Here is a 21964-nt window from a genome sequence, read left to right on the forward strand (position 1 = left end):
ATGCGCTTTTCGATACGCCCGCGATACGCGCGGCTAACGCGCTCCGCTCAGCGCGGACGTCTGCGGCGCGTTGGGAAGCCGGACGGTCACGATAAGGCCCCCCGCGGGGCGCGGCGTGATGTCGAGCGCCCCGTCATGGGCGCGGACGATGCTGTGCACGATGGCCAGCCCGAGCCCGACGCCCGCGTGCTCGTCGGTGCGGATGCGCCGCGTCCCGCGCTGGAAGGGCTCGGTCAGGGTCGGCACCAGATCCGGCGGGACCGGTCGGCCGGTGTTCTCGACCCGCAGCACGCTCACGTCGGGCTGCGACTCGGTGTGGACGCTCACGACGCCGCCCGTGGGGAGGTTGTGGACGATGGCGTTCTGGACGAGGTTGGTGACCACCCGCAGGATGAGCTCCTCCGAGCCGACGGTCTGCGCCCTCTCGCCCGTGACCTCAAGGGTGATCCGGCGCTGTTCGGCGAACGGGAGCAGCGTCTCGGCGGCCTCTTCGGCGACGAGCGAGAGGTCGACGGGCTCGCGGGTGAAGCTCCTGCGGTCGCTGCGGCTGAGCAGCAGCAGCGCCTCGATGAGGTCGATCGCCCGGGTGTTGACGGTATGGAGGCGTTCGAGGAGTTCGCCCTGGTCCCGGGTGGGGTCGCTGCGCGCCACGTCCAGCAGCGTCTGCGAGATCGCCAGCGGGGTCCGCAGTTCGTGGGAGGCGTTCGCGGCGAACCGCTGCTGCTCGTCGAGGTGGGATTCGAGCTGCCGGAGCATGGTGTCGAACACGTCGGCGAGTTCGCGGAACTCGTCCCTGGGGCCGCGCATGCGGATCCGGTGCGAGAGCGATCCCTCCGCGGCCAGCCGCGCCGCGTCCGTGATCTGGGTGAGCGGCGAGAGCATCCTCCCCGCGAGGAGCCATCCGCCGAGAAGGCCGAACAGCAGGAGGAAGGCCATCGCCTGGGACGCGCGGGGGAGGAAGGCGCGCTGGAGGTCGGAGCGGTTGGGGACCCACGGCGGCTGCGGTCCCCAGTGCCCCTGCCCCGGCCCGGGGCTGAGGTTGCCGTCGGGCACGTAGCGCAGCAGGAACACCCAGACGACGGCCAGCAGCAGGGCGCCGGCGACCATGAGGAACCCGGCGTAGCTGAGGGTGAGCTTCAGCCGGACGCTGAGCCCCGCACGCCTGCTCGCGAATGCCGGCGGTGTGGACGGCATCACGGCGACCACAGGCCGCCAGGGGCGGCCCCGGCCCGGCAGGGCGCGTCCTCCACGATCAGCAGACACATACCGGGGAGCCTAATGACCACCACATATCGCTGGCATATGCGACCCCGGAGACACGCCGGAGGGGCGCCGTCCTCGGGAATCGGGGACGGAGGGACATATGACTTTCGGCCGCCCGGCGCCTGCCGGTGGTGGACGGGACGGTCAAGGCTCACGCCAGCTCGGTCTTGTCGCGGCCGGCCGTGGAGAACCGCGCGGCCGCCGCCGTCCTCGCCCACAAGGCCGGGCTCGCCCCACCGGCCGGGGAGCCGGTGCGGCGGACGGGGTGGCGCGCAGCAGGGTCGCGGCGGCGCCGACGAGGATCGTGGCGGCCACGTCCCGAGCGCTCCGGCGGCGCAGCGCCAGAAAGCCCGTCACCACCAGCAGCGACCTCGGGACGAGCAGGAGCCCGTCTCCCGCCGGGTCCACCGCCGAGCCCGCGAACGAGGGCGCGCCGGCCGCCGAGGCCCGCCGGTCACCTTCACCGGCTCGCCGCCGCTCCGACCATTCGGTACTGATATTCCCATTTCATGTCGGTGCCAGTGGAAAGAAGGGCGGTGTGAACACCCGAGCCGAATGGCGGATTCGCACCCCCGACTTTCGTCGGGGTTGAGTTTCGCGCCCGTCAGAAAACGCGGGCGGGGGTCACGGCACGTACCTGAGCCGGCGCAGGCGCGCGAGGTGGTCGACGATGCTCTCGTGGGAGTCGACGCAGCCGGCGAAGCCCGCCCGGCGGATCTTGATCGTGCTCTGGACCATGTCGTACCCGGCGTTCCACACCCCGTCCGCGAAGGGCCAGGAGACGATCTGGTCGTACGGGACGGGCCGCAGGTGATGGCGTTCGACGAGCCCGTCCCAGGCGGCCCGCTTGTCGGCCATCTGGTCGCTCAGGCTCATCGGCTGGGGCGGAGCGGTGGGCATCTCGAAGACGTCCGCGATGTCCGTCCACAGATGCTGCCAGCGGAACAGGTCGCCGTTGGTGACGTTGAAGATCTCGCCCGCGGCGCCCTCGCCGGTCAGCGCCCACTCGGTGGCCGCCGCGAGCAGATCGGCGTCGGTGGCCTGGTGCAGCGCCGTCCACGCGCCCGCGGAGCCGGGGAACCGCAGCGGCACCCCCGCGTCCTTGGACAGCGCCGCGAACACCGCGATGCCGTTCAGCAGGTTCATCGGCGAGCCGGTGTTGAACCCGATGACGGCGTCGGGGCGCAGCACCGTCCAGGCGAAGCCGTCGGCGCGGGCCCGGTCGGCGAGCAGGTCTTCCTGGTCGTTGTAGAAGATCGGGCCGAGGAACCGGGGATCGGACTCCTTCGCCGGCGTCTTGTAGGGCCCGAGGTGCTCCCCGTAGGACTTCCCGCCGCCGATCAGCACGACGCGCTGGAGGGGCGCGCGGGCCGCCCGCAGGGCGTCCAGGGTGTTGGCCAGCATGGCCACGTTCGGGCCGACCGTCTCCGCCATGGTCGGACGCTCGACATAGGCGGCGAAGACCAGGTGGGTGACGTGCGCGAGGTCGCCGAACGCCGCCTGGGCGGCGGCCGCGTCGAGCAGGTCGACGCTGATGTGCCGCCCCCCTTCCTCGGCGCGGCGCCGGGACGCCGTCGTCACCTGCCATGCGCCATCGCCGCCCAGCCGGTCGGCGATGGCCGACCCGACGACTCCGTGGGGGCCGACGAGCAGAACGGCGCTCATGCCGTCACCCGCTCACATCCGAGGCCCCTGGTGGCCGACTTGCCGAAGATGGTCATGCCCTGTGTTCCCTTCACGAGCGAAGCGGGACGCACCGTCCCGGCCTCCAACTCTGGAAGGGCCTCCAGGTCCGCCGCCACACCCGGCTGATCCGACCACCGCGCTCACTACCACCGCGCTCCCTACCACCGGCAGGGTCAGGCAGACGCTTCCACCGCGTGGGCACAATGGAGGGCATGAACGGAACGGACGCGTCGGCCGTCGGTGCCCTCGGCGACTTCCTCCGCGGCCGCCGGGCCCGGCTCAGCCCCGAGGACGCGGGAATCGTGTCCTACGGCGCCCGCCGCGTCCCCGGGCTGCGCCGGGAGGAACTCGCCCAGCTCGCCGGTATCAGCCCCACCTACTACACCCGTCTTGAGCAGGGGCAGAGCACCAACGCCTCCGAAACGGTCATCGACGCGATCGCCCGCGCCCTGGACCTCGACGACGCCGAGCGCACCCACCTGCACGACCTGGCGAAACCGGCGCGGCACAGCGGGCGGCGCCCCGCGCGGCCGGACGCCGCCCGCCCGAGCACGGTGCGCCTGATCAACGCGATGGCCGACGTCCCGGCGGTCGTCCTGGGCCGCCGCACCGAGGTCCTGGCCTGGAACCCCCTCGCGCACGCGCTGCTGGCGGGGCACTACGACCCCGCGTCCCCGGAGCGCCCGGCCGACCGCCCCAACCTGACCCGGATGCTGTTCCTGGACCCCCACACCCGCGACCTGTACGCCCGCTGGGACGAGGAGGCCGCCCGCGACGTCGCGTCCCTCCGCCTGTTCGCGGGCCGCTACCGCGACGACCGGGAACTGGCCGACCTGGTCGGGGAACTGACCCTCAAAAGCGACACGTTCGCCGCCCTGTGGGCCAAGCACCCGGTCTACAAATGCCAATCCGGGCGCAAGCACTTCCGGCACCCCGAGGTCGGCGAGTTCGAGCTGGAATTCGAGGTCCTGCACCTGCCCGACGACTCGGGGCACCGGATCCTGACCTACACCGCGCTTCCCGGAACCCCGTCCGAGCTGTCCCTGCGCCTCCTCGGAAGCGCGAGCATCACGAGCGCCGCCACGACGTAGAGCACCGCGGAGATGACGAGGACGGTGCCGAGCGCGTCGGCGTAGTCGTCCGGCCCCGGCGCACCGGCCGCCGGTTCCGTGGCGGCGCTGAAGAAGACCGTGCCGAGGACCGCGACGCCGATGGCGCCCCCGATCTGGTTGACGGTGGACAGCACGCCGCCCGCGGCTCCGGCGTCGCGTCCGGGGACCCCGGCGAGGACGACGTTCACGAGGATGGGGGCGGCGAGCCCGAGGCCGAGGCCGCCGAGGAGAAGGGCGAGGGCGAGGGGCGGGTAGCCGGGGTCCTCGCCGTCCCGGACGACCGTCCACAGGACGAGTTGGGAGGCCGCGATGGTGAGCGAGCCGCTGATCAGCAGCGCCCGGCCGGCCCTGGCCGCGAGCGCGACACCGAGCCCCGAGGTGACGATCGAGCCGAGCGCGTAGGGCAGGATCACCAGGCCGGTCTCCCACGCGGTCCGGTGCGTGCCGTTCTGGAGGTAGACCGACAGGGTGAGGAAGAAGGACCCGATCCCGCCGAAGAAGAGCACGGACGCGCCCAGGCCGACCGTGAAGGCGCGGACGCGCAGCAGGGCCGGATCGAAGACGGGCTCGCCGGTGAGGCGGCGCTCGTGGCCGAGGAAGACCGCCATCAGGACGGCTCCGGCGGCGAGGAGGGCGTAGCTGCCCCACGTCCATCCCCAGGTCTGCGTCTGGATGATCGGCAGCAGCAGGAGCAGGATGCCCGAGGCCGCGAGCAGCGCGCCCGGCACGTCCAGCCGCGCGGTCGAGGGGGAGCGCGACTCCGGCAGGGCCCTCGCGCCGACGACGAGCGCCAGGACCGAGACGGGCACGTTGATCCAGAAGATCGCGCGCCACCCCAGGCCGAACACGTCGCCGTCGACGAGCAGCCCGCCCAGCAGCGGGCCGGCGACCGACGCGAGCCCCTGGACGGCCCCGTACGCGCCGAACGCCTTGGCGCGCTCGCCCGGAGCGAACGACGCCCGGATGATCCCGAACACCTGCGGCACCATGATCCCCGCGGTCAGCCCCTGGGCGGCGCGCGTGCCGATGAGCATCTCCGGCCCGGTGGCCAGCGCGCAGAGCGCGGAGGTGAGCATGAAGCCGGCCAGCCCGATCATGAACAGGCGCCTGCGGCCGTACCGGTCACCGAGCCGTCCGCAGGTGATCAGGCCCGCGCCCAGGGCGAGGACGTAGGCGGCGATCGTCCACTGGACCTGGGCGTCGCCCGCCCCGAGGTCCCGGGCCATCGCCGGGGCCGCGACCGTGACGATCGTCGCGTCGAGAAGATCCATGAAGGAACCGAAGAGCACCACCAGGAGCGCCGCGCCGGTGGCGGCGGGCGCGCGTGTGCCCTGTTCAGGGCTCGTTGAAGCGGTCATGCCGGTCACCATCGCCGATATGGTTGCCACCGGATGACCACTTTAGGGGGACCGATGGCCGCCACCTCCGCGCGGGCGATCAAGCTGCTGTCGATCTTCGGGACCGGCGCGACCCTGACCGCCGGACGGCTCGCGTCCAGGCTCGGCACGTCCGTGCGGACGGTGCGCCGCGACATCGACACGCTCAGGGAGCTCGGCTACGAGATCGAGGCCGTGCGCGGAGCGGGCGGCGGCTACCGGCTCGGCCGCGGCACCCGGCTGCCGCCGGTCGTCTTCGACGAGGACCAGGCGGTCGCGGCGGCGGTCGCGCTCCAGACCGTCCCCACGCTCCTGTCCGGCATCCGCGAGAACTCGGCCCGCGCCCTCGCCACCCTGCGCCAGGCGATGCCCGCCCGCAGCCGGATCCACGCCGAGGCGTTCACCGTCTCCGCCGCGCGCAACTACTGGGAGTTCCCCGCCGAGCCCATCGACGGCGAGATCATCGGCATCCTCGGCGGCGCGATCAACCAGCGCCACCTCGTGCGCGTCGACCACATCGGCGAGGGGGCGACGCTGCTGCTGGAACCGCACGACCTCGTCGTGTGGGCGGCACGCTGGTACCTCGTCGCGTTCGAACCGGCCACCGACCGATGGCGCGCGACGCGCGTCGACCGCCTCCGACCGCGCATGCCCACCGGAAGGCCCTTCGCCCGCCGCGACGTCCCCCACGGCGACCCGGTCGCCTTCGTCATGAGCACGCACGACCGGGGCGACACCCCGGCGGACTGGCCCTGCCGCGGCTCGGCGCTCATCGCCCTGCCCGCCGCGGTCGTCGCCCGGTTCGCCCCCGGCGGCTCGACGGTCGAACACGACACCGACACCACCTGCCGCCTCACCCTCGGCGCCTGGTCATGGGCGGGGCTGGCGGGCCTGCTCCTGACCTTCGACGCCGACCTCACCGCCATAGAACCGGCGGAACTCAGACAGGCCCTACGCTCCCTGCACACCCGCATCGCCAACGCCCTCAACGATGAATCCTCCGATTCCCCGCACTAGAGGGGTTCGGGGAAGTGGTGGTGGGCTATCACCTCGAAGGACTCGATCGACTTCTCGACGGAGAACAGCAGTTGCAGGGAGCCGTCCTGCTCCCACAGCGCCTCGGTGTCCGCGAAGCCGCCGGGGTCGGCGAGGACCTCCAGGCCGGCGCGGGTGCCGAGGGGGGTCGCCCCGCTGGTGTACAGGACGATCCTGCCGGGGTCGTCCCGGTCCCGGTGGCGGGAGATCACCCCGAAGTCGAGCACCGGGGCGTCGCCCGAGAAGACCGGCGCGTAGCGCAGGGGACGCCGGCGGTCGCGAATGTAGGCCCTTCTTGTTCGCTCGTCTTTCGCCACGGTCCATCGGGTCTTCGTCTGCTTGCGGTGCAGATCCTTCGCAAGGGGGTTGGTGTGCGGCGTGCCGACCAGTATCGCGTTGCCGGCGTGGAAGAGGCGGGAGGCGTCCGGGTCGTGGGCGAAGATCTCTTGCAGCGGGGTGCCGGGCCCCGGCCAGCGTTCGAGGAAGGACTGCCGGAGGGCGTCCCGGCCGGCGTTGAGCAGCACCTCGGACAGCGCGCCGCCACCGCTGACCGACGGGTACAGCAGGGACACCTGCGCGTCCCTGGCGACCGGCAGCCAGAGCCGGTGGAACGGCGACTCCGACAGCGTCATCGCGGCGCGGAGATTGCGCGCCGCCCCCGCCTGGAGGTCGAGCTCGAAGGCCTCGGCCCGGGGGAGCCGGGCGGGTGAGCCCAGCGAGCGCTCCCAGTCGGCCAGGTCGCCCCTGGTTATCGTGCGCTGCTGGGACTCGTGGGCCGCGAGCGCGCGCCTCTTGGCGTCGCCCCTGTCCTGCGCCACCGCCACGAAGATCCGCGGCCTGAACCTGCTCGGTTCGCCCGACACATGCACCGAGTAGTGCATGAACACGCACCCCCTGAAGGCGGCGTGCGCGATCCTGTGCGCCTCGACGTGGTCGTTGTGGCTGTCGGCGGCGGTGTGGACGACGACGATGTCCGGCCTCCTTCCGGACATCGTGTCGCGAACCCGCTGCACCGTGGCGGCGTCGGTCCGGAGGCGTCCATCGGGGAGCCCGGCGAAGTGGACCAGCCCCTGCGGGACGCCGAGGACGGCGGCCGCCCGCACCGCCTCGCGGCGCCTGGTCTCCGCGGTCGGCGGATCGTCGGTGAGGATCAGGAAGCCGACCTCGTGCCCCGCCCGCACCGCCTTGGCCACCAGGGCGCCGGCGCCTATCTCGATGTCGTCCGGGTGGGCTCCGACGACCAGGAGGCGCAGCGGCGCCCCGCCGCGCGCGTGTGACCTCATCAACATCACCCCCTCAGGACGTCAGTACCTGTCGTGGTGGCGCACCCAGTTGAGGGAGCCCTCGCCTTCCTGCCGTCCGAGCGGGGTGAGGTCCAGGTAGTTGTAGGTGCTCGGCGGGAAGGGGACGTCGCCTTCCCCCGCATAGGCCGAGTAGGTGTGAAGGATGTCGGTGCCGTTCCGGAGGAAGACGCTCACCCCGGGCATCTCCCGGGTCTGGAGTTCCGCGCTCGCCTCGGCTCCATTCTGGGCGGGCGCGCCGTACTCCGTGGGCGCCGGTTCCCGGTCGATCGTGAAACGGAAGTCGTGGTTGAAATCGCTGTTGTGAGAGGAGAACCACGGCAGCGACCAGCCCATGCGCTCCTTGAACCGCTGAATCTTCGGAAACGGCGCCCGGGAGACCACGGCCAGCGAGGTGCCCGCGGCACGCAGGTGGGCGAGATGGCCGATGCCGTCGATCTGGAACGAGCAGTGCGGGCAGCCCTCGTCCCAGTCCGGGGCGAACATGAAGTGGTACACGACGAGCTGGCGGCGACCGTCGAACAGATCCCCGAGCGTGGCGGGCCCGGAAGGGCCTTCAAGGCGATACTCCTTGCCGATCCGGACCGCCGGAAGCCTCCGGCGCCGGGCGCTGACCGCTTCGCGCGCCTCGGCCAGCCGGATCTCCTCCGCCATGAGTTCACCGCGGGCCGCGAGCCACTCCTCGCGCGAGACGATTCTCATGCCGGGACGTCCGGGTTCGGCGCGCTCGCGGTATCGGCCGCTGCGGCCGCCCTGCGCGCATAGAGCTCGTACAGGTTCTTCCTCGGGCTGGCCGGGAAGTGCTCGTCCCACAGCTTGTCCGGGCCGATCTGCTGGATGAGGCGCGCGTCGGTGATGTCGGCTCCCATGGGCGAATCGAGCCTCGGCCCGAGTATGTGGTTCCATTTCTTGGGCAGGACCAGCCACTTCCCGTACAGGGCGTAGTTGAGCGCGTCCTGATCGGGGAAGCGCGTCCGCGCGGCGTGCCGCCGGGCGTACTCGAAGGAGTGCGACTCGATGTCGTGGTTCCGCCAGCCCGGCAGGTCGATCAGGAGTACGCCCGAATCGAAGTACGGGGCGTCCGGCCGCAGGTTCTCGTATTCGGCGAGTCCGGGAAGCCCGCCCATGTCGCTGAGGCATGACACGTAGGCGTCCTGTCCGGCGGCGGCGATGTCGCCCCGGAGGTCCACTTCGAACACCTCGCGCAGCGAGCCGAGGCAGAGAATGTCCACATCCAGGTAGAGCACCCGCTCGATCCGCTCGGGAAGCAGGCGCGGCAGCAGGATGCGCATGTGCGCGGCGGTGCTGACGTATGAGAATTCCTCCACGGTGGAGATCGGCAGGTCGTCGACCTTCTGTTCCGGCTCGATGAAGTGGAGGCGGCCCCGGGCGCCGACCTGCGACGCGAGGCGGCGCCTCAGTTCGGCGGTCACATCCGGGGTCACCAGCAGCCAGAAGTCGATCTCGCCGGCGGCATGGTGCTCCAGGACGGATTCGATGACGGCGGGGACGTAGGGCGCGTAGGCCCCGTCATAGGCGAAGGCGATGTCCAAGGTTCTTCCCCTGTTCGAAGTGAGAACGAGTTGCTCAGGCGAGGACGGCGTAGGCGCGTACCGGAAAGCTCCCCATGCCGGCCACCGGCGCGGGCGCGGCATGCAGCCGGAAACCGCGCGGCGGCAGTTCGTGCAGCCCGCACAGGTGCTCCAGGATCGGAATGCCGGCGGCGAGGAGCCGGGTGTGCGCGGGCCGCGTCATGTCGCCCATGTCGTCGATGTTCACGGAGTCGATGCCCACCACCGCCGGGTTCCGCTCCACCAGCCACGCCACGGCGTCCGCCGCGAGGAACGGATGCTCGGCCGCGCCGTATCCGTCGGTCCTCCAGTGCCGGTCCCACCCCGTCCGGACCAGCACCGCGCGATCCGCCACCTCCAGACCGGCGAACGCGTCGGCGCCGATACCCGGGCCGCCGGCGCCGGTCGTGTCCACCACCACGCCGTCCACGTCGGCCAGGCGGGCGAGATCGAAACGCGCCAGATCGCTTCCTCCCGGATACCGGTGGAACGGCGTGTCCACGTAGGTGCCGGTGTTGGCCACCATCGTGATCGTTCCGATCTGGAACTCGGTACCGGGCGGGTAGCGCTCCCGGGACTCCCGCCTGGACATATGGTCGCTGATCGACGGCCCCGGGAGGCCGGGATAGGTGGCCATTCCGTCTTCGATCGGATGGCTGAGGTCGATGACGCGGCGCTTCGCTTCGCGGGGCATGACTGGGATCCTTCTATTCGAGGACGCGTTCGGAGTCCGGATGAGGCAGGATCCCGTCGTACTCGGGCTTCTGCTTCCAGGCCGCGTCCGGGGGCCGGTATCCGGGTCGCGGGCAGTGCGCCGACGGTTCGCCGGTCGCGGGGTCGTGGAGATAGCGCGGGCAGTTCTCGAAGACCTGCCGGACGAACACCCGGACGACGGCTTCCGCGCCGACATGGCGTCCGGTGACGTGATGGTCCGTCAAGACCTCGCTCTCGCCGTTGATCCGCAGTTTCGCCGGTACCCGGGGAAGCAGGAACAGCAGGCTGACGCGTCCGGTGACGGCATTGCCGAGCGTCCTGAACATCCCGTTCCCGTCGTAGCTGGGAATCTCCAGAGTTCGGTCGTCGAGTACATTCACGAAACCGGGTACGCCGCCTTTGTACGAGCATTCCGGCTGCCCGTCGGGGGAGACCGTTGCCAGGTAAACGGCGTCGGCCCCCCGGATCCAGTCCATGTGGACGGGTTCCAGGCGCTCCAGCACATAGCGCCTCGACAGATGGGCTGCAAGGTTCTCGGTTCCGAACCGCCGCTGGAACCGGCGGCTGTCCTCGGAATAGAAGTCGTCGGGATCCATATATCTCCCCAGCGGGTCGCGGGCTTTCGCGGCGGGGCGTCAGGCCACGGCCTTCATCCGGCTCCAGACGCGGGTGTAGTACGCGTTCGCCACCCGCTCGCGCGTCAGCACGCCCATGCTCACCTCGCGCAGCGCGGCGGGGGAGCGGCGGACGAGCGGCACGAGCACGTGGTCCAGCCACTCCGCGCCATGGTCCTCGTCCACGTGCACGTGAATGTGCTGGTACTCGATGACGCTCGGCGGGACCTCCAAACGCGTGCAGGCGTCGACCATCGCCTGGAAACGGGGCGGGGCGCTGTGCTCCATCAGACCCATCGCGCCCAAGGCCCGGGGAACCAGATGCCTGTGCACCGCGTACATGAGGGTCAGCGAGGCGTTCTCATATACTTCCGCGCATTCCAGTTCGCGGGTGTCGACATCGCCGTTCGCCAGTTGCTCCCGCATGTAACGCGCGGACTGGTCGAACAGCCGGGTGTGCATCCGCTCAAGGTCTCCTTCACCCATCTCGTCCCAGTAGTTCTCGGCCATGACGAGCTTGGAGGCACCCGACGATCCCAGCTGCACCAGCGCGACGAGATCGTCGAACCTGCCGTCCACCAGTTCCTCGGCGAGGAAGAAGAGCGCTATCTCCCGGAGGGACGCCTCCTCCCTTATATAGCGGCAGAACGCGGTCTGCACATGGTCGGAGCTGAGAGCGCGGAACCATTGCCGGAACGCCTCCGGGTCGGACGGCAGCCGGTCCTCGGCGACCTGCGCGTCTTCCCAGCGGAGCCAGTCGCTCTCGATGCGTCCGATGCCGGGGCCGGCGTCGAGCCGGGGAATGCGTTCGAAGGATTCGGGGCCGCTCAGGTACGCGGCATAGTGGCCGTGCAGCCTGGTCATCAAGGCAAGGCGCGTCTCCATGTCGGGTGCAGAGCCGTCGCCCGGGAACGCCTTCGCGAACATGGCGTCCGACAGCGCGGGCCCGGTATCCGTTCTGATCATTTCGACCTCCTCTGGCGTCGGAGTCCTCCGGTGTTCCGCACCGGCCTAGGCGGAGTCGGCGAGCTCCGGGGAGCCGCCGCGGGACAGCGTGTGGATCTCGGCCTCGATCCGCGCGACGATCGAACGCGCCTCGGCCCGGGTCGGCGCGGCGGCGATCACCGCGATCATCGGCTCGTCCCAGTGGAGCCCCCGGACGCTCGTCGGATAGGCGCGCACGCCGTCCGCCCAGAGCCGTTGGAACACCGGCCGGATGTGCTGTTCGTAAGTGGTCCCGGCCGGGATGCCCATCGTGAAATGCGCGGAGAGGGTGAGTTGCCGCTCGGCCTTCCACATCCGCAGGAGCCCGCCGGCGTGCAGGGAGCCGCTGCGCCGGGCGTTGATCTCGGTGACGTACAGCCGGTCGTCGGTGCCCGCCACGCAGTCGATGCACATCCAGCCCCGGTACCCGAGGCCGTGCGCGGTCGCGCCGACGGTGTGCGCGGCGCGGGTCAGCCGCTCGCCCCAGGCGGGCGGCAGGGCCCCGTCACCGACGTCCACGCTCCGGAACAGGTAGCCGTGCTCGACGGTGAGCGCGCACAGCACCACGTCCTCCACTCCGGCCTCGCCGATCAGGATGTCGGCCGCGGGGCAGCCGACATCCGGGGCATGCTCGACGAACCGCTGCACGAGGATGGGGAAGGCGAAGAAGGAGTCGCGGGTCGCGTTGTGGAGGAACGCGTCGACGCCGCCGGGCTCGCCTCCGACGACGCCCGAGCCGTCGCCCGCCACCCCGTACGCGGTGCGCGCGATCACCCGGCCGTGCCGGGCGAGCATCGCGGTGAGGGCGCCGCGCAGCTCCGTCCAGTTGCTGACGAGCATCCCGGGCGCCACCTGGACGGACGGTGTCTGCCGGGCGATGTCCAGCACGCTGACCTTGGAGTCGAGGTAGAGGCTGACCCAGTAGTCCTTTTCCGGGACGCAGTCCAGCTCGACCTCGTGTCCCCAGCCGCGCACGAGAGCGGCGAGTTGGTAGATCTCCTCGGTCGGGCCGACGAGCTGCATCCGCACCACGTCGTGTGTCGCCAGCCGGCCGCGCAGCTCGGCCTGGGCGGCCCCGTCGCGGAGGAGGTCCTCGACCAGCAGCCCGCTCCGCATCGCGGGCGCCACGTACGGCGGAGCGGCGATGCCCAGCGCGGCGTGGACGTCACGGAACCAGCGGTCGTCGACGCCCCGCGGCAGCAGGACCACCCTCGGCTCGTCGGTCCAGAAGACCGCGTGCTCGCACTCATAGGTCCCGCTGAACCGGACCACGCCGGCCCGCTCGTCCCCGATGAGGTTGAGATCGGGGTCGCGCAGGAAGTACTCGGCGCTGTTCGGAATGATCAATTGGATGGCCCCGGTCACCTCGGCATCCCTTCGGTCGCGGTGGGAACCAGCGGTCGGAGCGCGCGTACATCCGGGTCGGCGAGAAATGGCGGGCGGGGGTTCGCCACCCCGCCGGAGGTGTTCGCGACGCTGTTGTAGACGAGAATCAGCACGGTCCGCCTGAACGGCGACAGGTTGGGAGCCGACGCGTGCAGCAGGTTGGGGTGGAAGAGCAGCACCGAGCCCGCCGGCCCCTTGGGACTGACGAGCCCGTTGGTCCGCGCGAGATCATCGATCACGGACGTGTCGACGTTGAATTTCTCCTCGGCGGTGAGCGTGGAGACCCAGGCGGGCGCGTCCTCATAACCCGCCGGCATCCCGTCCGCGAGTTTCCCCGACAACACGCCGCGCCGATGCGAGCCGGGAATGAACGTGAGCGGCCCGTTGAACTCGGTGACCTCGTCGAGGAAGATCGAGGCGTTGACCAGGTCAGGTTTGGGAATGCCGTCGTTCTGCAACCAGTAGACGAAGTCCTGGTGCCACTCCCATTGGTCGCCCGAGAACGGCGCCTTGAAATTGATCTTCGATTGGTGGACGTACACCCCGCCGCCGACCAGCTGCTCGACCGCCCCGAGGAGCAGGGGGTGCCGGGTGATCGCGTGCACCTGCGGGTAGGTGCGGTGCAGCCCATAGACGGACCGTACGGTGGCGTTGTCCCGTTCGAGGACCCGGCTCGGGTCGTCGCTTCTCAGAATTTCCGGCATCAAGGCGATGGCGTCCTGGAGGACGCCGCTGGAAAGGAAGTCCGGCGGCAGTAGCAGGAAGCCGTCCCGTTGGTACCGCTCGAACAGGAGCGAGGTGAGCGGGCGGATGTGCATCGTGCTCATCTTCTCTGGCATTCACGCCTCTGGTGGTGTCGGTTGAGTCGGCCCCGATGAGTGCCTTCGTTCGACACTGGCAATCCTGCCGTGTGCGCACAATGACCGCTTCTCTCGAATTGCGTATCGGGCCAGCGTGCACGGCCTGTGATTACTCCTGGTAGTGCGCCGTAAACCGCTTCACCCGTCCGATCGGCATGATGGGAGAAGCAGTGGAGGAAAACGCGGGACGATGATGGCGAAGTGCCTTGACCGCCATCGCCGCGGCCGCTCAGAACGGATGCTCCCGGCCGATGTAGGAGGTCGGGTCCAATTGGCACGGAAAACGGCTTGCATGACCTGTTGCAGGTGCGGGATTTCGGCCGCCCGCAATATCCGCCATCGCGGCACTCAGGCTCGCGGATGACGGCCCGCCTTTCGCACCCCGGTCCCCGAGGACCACGAACTCACCGAGGATGCCATGACTCTCACCGACCTCCCCGACACCGAACTCAGCCACCGGGTGGCACAGGCGCTGCCGGCCCTGCGCGCCCACGCGGAATGGGCCGACGAGAATCGCCGGCTGCACGAGGACGCGCTCGACGCCCTCGCGGAGAGCGGGGCGCTGCGCATGCGGGTGCCCGCCCGGCACGGCGGGCTGGAGACCGACTACGCCGCCCTCCAGCAGGTCATCGCCGAGATCGCGCACGCCGATGGATCCGCGGCGTGGAACACCGCCGTGTGGTCGATGTGCTCCTGGCTCGCGGGCCTGTTCCCCGACCCGGTCCAGGCCGAGGTGTTCGGCGAGGCGGGCGTGCGTGTCTGCGGCGTCCTCAGCCCCAGCGGCACGGGCCGTCCCGACGGGACCGACCTCGTGATCGACGGGCGGTGGAGCTTCGTCAGCGGGGCACCGCAGAGCGGGTGGCAGATCGTCCTCGCGATGGCCCCCGCCCCGGGCGGGGAGCAGATGTGGCCGGTGATGGCGCTCGTGCCCATGGCCGAGCTGGAGATCGTCGACGACTGGTACACGGCGGGGCTGCGCGGCACGGCGAGCGTGACCACGGTCGCCTCCGGGGTGCGGGTCCCGGCGGAACGGGTGCTGCCGATGCCGGCCGTCCTCCAGGAGCGGTACGCGACGCGGCTCAACCTGGACTCGCCCGTGTGGCGGGCGCCGATGATGGCGACGGGCTCGGCGTGCTTCATCGGCGTCGCGACGGGGACGGCCCGCGCGGCCGTCGCGGGCTTCCTCCAGGAACTGCCCGGACGGAAGATCACCTACACCGCGTACGAGAGCCGCCGCGACGCCGCGCTCACGCACTTCCAGGTGGCGGAGGCCACCTACCTGGCCGACGAGGCCGACTTCCACGCCGGGCGCCTGGCCGACCGGCTCGACCGGAAGGGCCGTGCGAACGAGCCCTGGGACGTCACCGAGCGCGTGTCGGCGCGGGCGGCGCTCGGCAGGGTGTTCCAGCTGGCCGAGCGGGCGGTCGACACGGTGGCGACCGCGAGCGGCGCGACCTCGCTCTACAGGACGGCGCCCGTCCAGCGGATGCGGCGCGACGTGCAGGCCCTCAACCAGCACGCGCTGATGCACCCGCACACGAACGCCGAACTGTACGGCCGTGTGCTCTGCGGGCTCGAACCCAACACCGCGTATCTGTGACCCGCGTACCTGTGACCCGCGTACCTGTGACCCGCGTACCTGTGACCCGCGTACCTGTGACCCGCGCGCCCGCGGCCCGCGCCGTGCTCGGCCTCAACCAGTGATCGGGGAGGAACAGTGCAGCAGATCTTCCGACGGTTCTCGGTGGCGTTCCCCCAAGCCGCCCTGGACGACCTGCGCCGCCGGATCACGGCGGCGCGCTGGCCCGACGAGATCCCCGGCGCCGGCTGGACCCGGGGCGTCCCGCCGGCGTACCTGCGAGAACTGGCCGCGTACTGGTCGGACGGTTTCGACTGGCGCCGGGTGGAGGCGCGCCTCAACGCCCATCCGCAACTGCTCACGGAGGTGGACGGCACCGCCCTCCACCTGCTGCACGTCCCGTCGCCCGACCCCGGGGCGGTGCCCCTGCTGATCACCCACGGCTGGCCGGGATCGGTGCTGGAGTTCCTCGACGTCATCGGGCCGCTCACCGACCCGGCCGCCCACGGTGCGACCGGGCCCGCCTTCCACCTCGTCCTGCCGACGCTGCCGGGCTTCGGCCTGTCGGGGCCGACCAGGCGACCCGGTTGGAACCTCACCCGGACCGCCGAGGCGTGGGCGCGGATCATGCGCGGCCTCGGATACCGGCGCTACCTCGTCCAGGGCGGGGATCTCGGGGCGTGGGTCGCCCTCACGCTGGCCGGGGCGGATCCCGCCGTGGCCGGGGCGCACGTGAACTTCCTGGTGACGCCTCCCTCCGAGGAGGACGACCTCTCCGCCCTGGACGGGCGGGACATCGCCCGGCTCGACCGGCTCGGGGCCTTCTTCACGAACGGCTCGGGCTACATGAAGGTCCAGTCGACCCGGCCGCAGACGATCGGCTACGCGCTCACCGACTCGCCCGTGGGGCTGCTCGCCTGGGCCGTCGAGAAGTACAAGGAGTGGTCGGGCTGCACCGACCGGCCCGAGGAGGTCATCGACCGCGACGACATCCTGGCCAATGTCACGCTGACGTGGCTGACCGCCACCGGCGGCTCGTCCGCGCACTTCTACTACGAGACGGCCGAGCAGATGCCGGGCGGTCCCGCCGCCCCGCCGCCGCCGGACGTGCCGCTCGCCGTCTCGGTGTACCCCGACGACCCGGCGCCCCCGGTGCGCGCGCTGGCCGAACGCAGGTATCCGCGGATCGTCCAGTGGCGCGAGCATCCGCGCGGCGGTCACTTCGCCTCCCTGGAGGAGCCCGGGGCCTTCGTCGCGGACCTGCGGGACTTCGCCGCCGCCCTCGCGGCGCGCCCCTCCGCCGCCCGCGCCGGAAGGCGGGCGTGAGGTGGGCGCGCACACGAGAACCGGACGAGCGCTGGTGCTCGGAGCGGGGATGGCGGGGCTGCTCGCCGGACGCGTCCTCGCGGACGAGTACGCCGAGGTCCTCGTCGTGGACCGCGACGTGCTGGCCGACTCCGCGGACCCCCGGCGGACCGTCCCGCAGGGGCGCCATGTGCACGGCCTGCTCGCCCGCGGACACGAGATCATCGAGGGCCTGTTCCCCGGGATCACGGCCGAGATGGCGGCCGACGGCGTCCCGGTCGGCGACTTCGGGACGAGCCTGACCTGGTACTTCGACGGCCGGATGATGCACCGCACCCCGACCGGGCTCACCTGCGTCTCGGCGTCCCGGCCGATGCTGGAGCAGCGGGTCCGGCGGCGGGTGCGGGCGCTGGAGAACGTCTCGTTCCGTGAGGAGACCCAGGTCCTCGGCCTGCTCGCCGCCGACCGCCACCACGTCACGGGCGTCCGCGTCCGGGACGCCGAGGGGGAGAGGGAGGTCAGCGCCGATCTCGTCGTGGACGCGATGGGCCGGGCCTCCCGCCTGCCGGCCTGGCTGCGCAGCCTCGGCCTGCCCGAGCCTCCGGAGGAGCGGGTCGGCATCGACCTCACCTACACCACCTGCGACTTCCTGGGCCCGCTCGATCCCGACCCGATCGGCGACGGCGTGGCCGAGGTGTGCGTGGCGACACCGGCGAGCCCTCGCGGCGGCACGCTGGCCCGGCTCGCCGATCGCTACTCGCTGTCGCTCTACGGGCTCTTCGGCGACCGGCCTCCCACCGACCACGAGGGGTTCCTGCGGTTCGCCGCGCGGCTTCCGGTGCCGACGATCCACGCGGCGGTGCGCGACGCCGTCCCGCTCGACCGGCCGGTGTCCTACCGCTTCCCCGCCAGCGTCCGCCGGCGCTATGAGAAGTCGGCCGAACCGCCCCGCGGTCTGCTGGCCGTGGGCGACGCCGCCTGCTCGTTCAATCCCGTCTACGCGCAGGGCATGACGGTCGCGGCGATCGGTGCGGAGGTCCTGGCCGGGCACCTGCGCGGCGGCGGGACGCCGGACCCGCGGCGGTTCTTCCGGAGCCTGGCCGCCGCGAACGACGCGCCGTGGGCGCTGGCCGCGGGCGGTGACCTCGGCTTCCCGCAGGCCACGGGACGGCGGGCCCTCGGCGTCCGGCTGGCCAACGCCTACGTCCCGAGGCTCCGGGCGGGCGCCGTCCACGACCCCTCCCTCACCGAGGCGTTCCTGCGCGTCGCCGGGCTGGTCGCACCGCCTCAGTCGATCATGCGTCCGGGCGTGCTGCGGAAGGTGCTGTTCGGAGGGCGGGGCGACGAGCCGGATCCGCGGGCCCCCGCGAAGGTGAGGCCGTCATGAGACGCGGTCGCGAGATGCGCCTCGTGTCCCGTCCCGCCCAGCGGATACCCGATCCCGGGGACGTGCGGCTGGTGGAGGTGACCGTGCCCGACCCGGCACCGGGCCAGGTGCTGGTGCGCAACATGTTCATGTCGATCGACCCCGGCTCGCTGCTGCGGATGGACGACCTCTCCCGGCTGGACATCCCCCACTTCGAGCTGGGCGCCCCCCTCTGGGCGGACGCGGTCGGCGAGGTCGTCGTCTCGGCGGACGCGGCGCTGCGCCCCGGCGACGTCGTGTGGCACCGGTTCGGCTGGCGCGACTACGCGCTCGCGGACGCGGCCGAGTTCCGCCGCGTCGACCCGGCGGCCTACCCGTCGCTGACCCACCACCTCTGCTTCGGCATCGTCGCCTACATCGGCATCGAACTCGCCCGGGTCGGCCCCGGCGACACGGTGTTCGTGTCGAGCGCCGCCGGCGGGGTGGGCAGCATCGCCGGGCAGATCGCCCGGCTGCGCGGGGCGTCGAGGGTGATCGGCGCGGTCGGCTCGCCCGAGAAGGCCGCCTACGTCACCGAGACCCTCCGGTACGACGCGGCGTTCGACTACCACGCGGGCATCCGGCCGCACCTCGACGAGCTGGACGTCTGCTTCGACAGCGTGGGCGGCGCGCACCTCGAAGCGGCCATCGACGCGATGCGGCCCCGCGGGCGGATCGTCATGTGCGGTGCGACCCAGGAGGTCCGGTCCGGGCGGCCGCACGGCCCGCGCAACATGCTGGCGGTGATCGGCAAGCGGCTGAGCCTGCTGGGCTTCTACACCTTCGACCACCCGGAGCTGGTGCCCCGGTTCGAGGCCGAGTTCCCCCGCTGGGTGCGCGAGGGCGAGGTGGTGATCGCCCAGACGGTCGTGGACGGCCTGGAGAACGGGATCACCGCCGCCGCCGACCAGCTGCGGGGCGTCCACACGGGCAAGGTCGTGCTCAGGCTGTGAGAGCGGCCGCCGCGAAGAGGATCCCGACCCCGGGACTTCGGGGTCGGGATCCTTCCGTTCGGCGGCGGTGTCCGCCGGGGTGCTCAGCGGTGGTTGAGGCGGACCGGGAGTGCCGCGACGCCGTTCAGCAGGAAGGTGCCCTGCGGTTCGACGCCCTCCGGCGGCTCGGCGAGGGCGAGGTCGGGGAAGCGCTCGAACAGGCCGGGCAGCGCGACGCTCGCCTCGATCCGCGCCAGCGGGGCGCCCAGGCAGTGGTGGACGCCGTGGCCGAACGACAGGTGCTGCTTGTCGGCGCGGGTGATGTCGAAGCGGTCCGCGTCGGCGCCGTGCCGCTCGGGGTCCCGGCCGGACGCCGCGAAGCCGATGAGCACCGGGTCGCCGCGCGGGATCGTGACCCCGGCGATCTCGACGTCCTCGGTGGTGAACCGGAACGGCAGCTGGGCGATCGGCGACTCGACCCGCAGCGCCTCCTCGACGACGTCCGCCCACGGGACCCGGCCCGACCGGACCAGTTCACGCTGCTCCGGGTGGGCGAACAGCGCCAGCACGGTCTTGGAGATCAGGTTCGTCGTCGTCTCGGATCCGGCGCCCAGCATGAGGTGCAGGGTGCCGGCCAGCTCGGACTCGTTGAGCCGCGACCCGTCCTCGTCCTGCACGGCGATGAGCATGCTGAGCAGGTCGTCCGCGGGCTCGCGGCGCTTCATCCCGATCAGCTCGCGCATCGCCCCGTGCCACTGCTCGACGTTGGCGACCGCCTCCTCGTGGGTGAGCGTCGTCTCGGTGTTCACCTCGCCGCCGCGCATGACGTCGCGGCGCATGTGCTCGGGGACGCCGAACAGGTCGCAGATGACGCGGGTGGGCAGCGGGTACGCGAAGCCCGCCTTCAGGTCCACCACCTCGTCGGGGTCCGCGGCGGCCAGGTCGTCCAGCAGCTCGGCGGTGATCTTCTCGACCTGCGGCCGCATGGCCTGCGAGCGCCGCGCCGTGAACGCGCTGGCCGTGAGCCGGCGCAGCCGGGTGTGGTCGGCGCCGTCGGAGGTCGTCATGTTGTCCATCAGCACCCAGCCGATCAGCGGGAACTCCTCGCTGATCTCGCCGTTGACGAACGCGGGCCAGTGCTTGTGCGCGTCCTTGGCGAACCGGGGGTCCACCAGGACCTGCTGGACGGCGTCGTAGCCGACCACCGACCAGGCCCGCACGCCGCCGGGCAGTTCCACCTGGGCGACCGGCCCCTGCTCGCGGAGCCGGGCACCCTCGGCATGGACATCCCGACCGGTCGGGTCGAGGACGATCGGATTCGTTCGCTGCGCCATGTCTCCTCCTGCCGGTTCCACCCGGCCGCAGATTCAGCTGTCCATTGTCTTTCGCCTGCCGATGTAAAAGTAGCCACGCCGAAGTTCGAAATCTTCTCTGAATATGCGCGTTGCGGGCGCTATCAGCTCGAATCGAAATCGGCCTTGATTTTCTCGCATTTTGCGTAGATGATTCGCCGTCCCGCCGCCGGCCGGTGCCCGTGTTAGCTTCGGTGCTGGATCGGCTATCTCGTGGACCAGGGAGAAAGATTGTGAAGATCGAGCCTTTCGAAATAGCCGTTCCCCGGTCGGACTTGGACGATCTGAGGGAACGGCTGGAACTCACCCGCTGGCCCGGCGAGGCGCCGGCCGGCGAATGGGAGAGCGGCGTTCCGGTCGGCTACCTGCGGGGGCTCGCGGACCATTGGCGCGACCGGTTCGACTGGCGGGCGGCCGAGCGGCGGCTCAACCGGTTCCCCCAGTTCATGACCGAGATCGACGGCGCGGACGTGCACCTCGTGCACGTCCGCTCACCCGAGCCGGACGCGTTGCCGCTGCTCATGACCCACGGCTGGCCGAGCTCGGTGGTGGAGTACCTCGACGTGATCGACCGGCTCACCGATCCCCGGGCGCACGGCGGCGACCCCGCCGACGCCTTCCACGTCGTGGCTCCCAGCCTGCCGGGTTTCGGATTCTCCGGACCCACCCGGCAGAAGGGCTGGGACGTCGAACGCATCGCGCGGGCCTGGTCCGAACTCATGCGGGGCCTCGGTTATCCCCGGTACGCCGCGCACGGCGGCGACCTCGGCGTCTGGATCTCCCTCACCCTCGCCGCCCTGGCCCCCCGCGAAGTCCTCGGCGCGCATGTCAATTTCCTGCTGACCCCTCCGCCGAACGGGCCGGGAGGAACCGGGGACCTCACCGGCGAGGACGCCCGGCGCCTGGAACTGATGGCCGAGTACAACCGGCAGGCCGGATACATGAAGGTGCAGAGCACCCGGCCCCAGACGCTCGCCTACGGGCTGACCGACTCCCCGGTGGGGCAGCTCGCGTGGATAGCCGAGAAATTCCACGAATGGACCGGCCCGGGGGAGAGGTCGGTGAGCTGGGACCGGCTGCTCACCAACGTCTCCGTCTACTGGCTGACCCGCACCGCCGGTTCGTCCGCGCAGCTCTATTTCGAACTGGCCGACCGGTTGCCCGACTCCGGCCGCCCCCCGGCGGACGAGCCTCCGCTGGCGGTTCCGCTCGGCGTGCTGGCATGCCCGTACGACGCGGCGCTCCCCGTCCGGAGCATCGCCCGGACCCGCTTCCCGAACATCGTGCAGTGGAGTGAATGGGATCACGCGGGTCACTTCCCGGCATTGGAGGACCCGGAGCTGTTCGTCCGCGATGTACGGTCGTTCGCCCGTGCTCTGCCCCGTGACGGCGGACGGTGACGCACGCTGAATGCGACACTGGGGTCTCGGGCGGGTGGTCCTCGGCCCAGTGCTTGAGGAACGGGGCGATATCTCTGCGTGAAGCTGTC

At 71.3% G+C, this 21964-nt stretch carries 19 protein-coding genes; 7 read left to right on the plus strand and 12 right to left on the minus strand.

Annotated features, from left to right (window positions below):
• Nucleotides 1–33: 33 nt before the first annotated feature.
• Both GNZ18_RS09805 and GNZ18_RS09810 read right to left on the minus strand, forming a co-directional pair.
• On the minus strand, nucleotides 34–1194 hold the full coding sequence (locus GNZ18_RS09805; protein ID WP_156215932.1) for a sensor histidine kinase: 1161 nt from the start codon (nucleotides 1192–1194) through the stop codon (nucleotides 34–36).
• Between the two features lie 693 nt (nucleotides 1195–1887).
• The gene (locus GNZ18_RS09810) at nucleotides 1888–2928 is read right to left on the minus strand and encodes an SDR family oxidoreductase (RefSeq protein ID WP_156215933.1); all 1041 of its coding nucleotides are present in this window, start codon (nucleotides 2926–2928) and stop codon (nucleotides 1888–1890) included.
• Between the two features lie 233 nt (nucleotides 2929–3161).
• Between GNZ18_RS09810 and GNZ18_RS09815 the strand changes: the two genes are divergently transcribed.
• On the plus strand, nucleotides 3162–4040 hold the full coding sequence (locus tag GNZ18_RS09815; protein WP_156215934.1) for a helix-turn-helix transcriptional regulator: 879 nt from the start codon (nucleotides 3162–3164) through the stop codon (nucleotides 4038–4040).
• On the opposite strand, the gene GNZ18_RS09820 is transcribed toward GNZ18_RS09815, so the two are convergent.
• Nucleotides 3956–5419, minus strand: coding sequence for an MFS transporter (locus tag GNZ18_RS09820; RefSeq protein ID WP_246249559.1), 1464 nt, complete (start codon nucleotides 5417–5419; stop codon nucleotides 3956–3958). The genes GNZ18_RS09815 and GNZ18_RS09820 overlap by 85 nt on opposite strands.
• Before the next feature lie 54 nt (nucleotides 5420–5473).
• On the opposite strand from GNZ18_RS09820, the gene GNZ18_RS09825 reads away from it, so the two are divergent.
• Nucleotides 5474–6454: a helix-turn-helix transcriptional regulator gene (locus GNZ18_RS09825; protein ID WP_156215935.1), complete on the plus strand. Its 981-nt coding sequence runs from the start codon at nucleotides 5474–5476 to the stop codon at nucleotides 6452–6454.
• On the opposite strand, the gene GNZ18_RS09830 is transcribed toward GNZ18_RS09825, so the two are convergent.
• From GNZ18_RS09830 to GNZ18_RS09865, 8 genes are read right to left on the minus strand one after another with little or no spacing between them, the layout of a single operon-like run.
• Entirely contained in the window at nucleotides 6451–7755 is a 1305-nt protein-coding gene (locus GNZ18_RS09830) for a PIG-L deacetylase family protein (protein ID WP_173390711.1), read from the minus strand. The two genes, GNZ18_RS09825 and GNZ18_RS09830, sit on opposite strands and share 4 nt — an antisense overlap.
• A 21-nt stretch (nucleotides 7756–7776) precedes the next feature.
• Nucleotides 7777–8475 (minus strand): DUF899 domain-containing protein, encoded by a 699-nt coding sequence (locus tag GNZ18_RS09835; protein ID WP_156215937.1) that lies wholly within the window; start codon nucleotides 8473–8475, stop codon nucleotides 7777–7779.
• A complete protein-coding gene (locus GNZ18_RS09840; protein ID WP_173390712.1) occupies nucleotides 8472–9326 on the minus strand; it encodes a glycosyltransferase family 8 protein in 855 nt (284 codons plus the stop codon). Before GNZ18_RS09840 ends, GNZ18_RS09835 begins: the two co-directional genes overlap by 4 nt.
• A gap of 34 nt (nucleotides 9327–9360) precedes the next feature.
• Entirely contained in the window at nucleotides 9361–10038 is a 678-nt protein-coding gene (locus GNZ18_RS09845; protein ID WP_156215939.1) for a cyclase family protein, read from the minus strand.
• A 13-nt stretch (nucleotides 10039–10051) separates the two neighbouring features.
• On the minus strand, nucleotides 10052–10654 hold the full coding sequence (locus GNZ18_RS09850) for a pyridoxamine 5'-phosphate oxidase family protein (protein WP_156215940.1): 603 nt from the start codon (nucleotides 10652–10654) through the stop codon (nucleotides 10052–10054).
• A 39-nt stretch (nucleotides 10655–10693) separates the two neighbouring features.
• A complete protein-coding gene (locus GNZ18_RS09855; protein ID WP_156215941.1) occupies nucleotides 10694–11638 on the minus strand; it encodes an iron-containing redox enzyme family protein in 945 nt (314 codons plus the stop codon).
• A 45-nt stretch (nucleotides 11639–11683) separates the two neighbouring features.
• Nucleotides 11684–13021: a hypothetical protein gene (locus GNZ18_RS09860; RefSeq protein WP_156215942.1), complete on the minus strand. Its 1338-nt coding sequence runs from the start codon at nucleotides 13019–13021 to the stop codon at nucleotides 11684–11686.
• Nucleotides 13018–13860 (minus strand): phytanoyl-CoA dioxygenase family protein, encoded by an 843-nt coding sequence (locus GNZ18_RS09865; protein ID WP_173390713.1) that lies wholly within the window; start codon nucleotides 13858–13860, stop codon nucleotides 13018–13020. Before GNZ18_RS09865 ends, GNZ18_RS09860 begins: the two co-directional genes overlap by 4 nt.
• Before the next feature lie 460 nt (nucleotides 13861–14320).
• On the opposite strand from GNZ18_RS09865, the gene GNZ18_RS09870 reads away from it, so the two are divergent.
• From GNZ18_RS09870 to GNZ18_RS09885, 4 genes are all read left to right on the plus strand, one after another.
• Complete coding sequence (locus GNZ18_RS09870; RefSeq protein ID WP_156215944.1) at nucleotides 14321–15502, plus strand: acyl-CoA dehydrogenase family protein; 1182 nt, start codon at nucleotides 14321–14323, stop codon at nucleotides 15500–15502.
• Nucleotides 15503–15619: 117 nt separating this feature from the next.
• The gene (locus tag GNZ18_RS09875) at nucleotides 15620–16807 is read left to right on the plus strand and encodes an epoxide hydrolase family protein (protein ID WP_312874405.1); all 1188 of its coding nucleotides are present in this window, start codon (nucleotides 15620–15622) and stop codon (nucleotides 16805–16807) included.
• A gap of 1 nt (nucleotide 16808) precedes the next feature.
• The gene (locus GNZ18_RS09880) at nucleotides 16809–18173 is read left to right on the plus strand and encodes an FAD-dependent oxidoreductase (protein WP_312874406.1); all 1365 of its coding nucleotides are present in this window, start codon (nucleotides 16809–16811) and stop codon (nucleotides 18171–18173) included.
• Nucleotides 18170–19144, plus strand: a complete 975-nt coding sequence (locus GNZ18_RS09885) for an MDR family NADP-dependent oxidoreductase (RefSeq protein ID WP_156215945.1) — start codon at nucleotides 18170–18172, stop codon at nucleotides 19142–19144. Before GNZ18_RS09880 ends, GNZ18_RS09885 begins: the two co-directional genes overlap by 4 nt.
• Before the next feature lie 83 nt (nucleotides 19145–19227).
• Here the strand turns inward: GNZ18_RS09885 and GNZ18_RS09890 are convergent, their stop codons facing one another.
• Nucleotides 19228–20457, minus strand: a complete 1230-nt coding sequence (locus GNZ18_RS09890) for a cytochrome P450 family protein (RefSeq protein ID WP_156215946.1) — start codon at nucleotides 20455–20457, stop codon at nucleotides 19228–19230.
• Nucleotides 20458–20708: 251 nt separating this feature from the next.
• On the opposite strand from GNZ18_RS09890, the gene GNZ18_RS09895 reads away from it, so the two are divergent.
• Nucleotides 20709–21875: an epoxide hydrolase family protein gene (locus GNZ18_RS09895; RefSeq protein WP_312874407.1), complete on the plus strand. Its 1167-nt coding sequence runs from the start codon at nucleotides 20709–20711 to the stop codon at nucleotides 21873–21875.
• The last annotated feature ends 89 nt before the right edge of the window (nucleotides 21876–21964 follow it).

It is taken from the genome of Actinomadura litoris (assembly GCF_009733595.1).
Taxonomy (GTDB): domain Bacteria; phylum Actinomycetota; class Actinomycetes; order Streptosporangiales; family Streptosporangiaceae; genus Spirillospora; species Spirillospora litoris.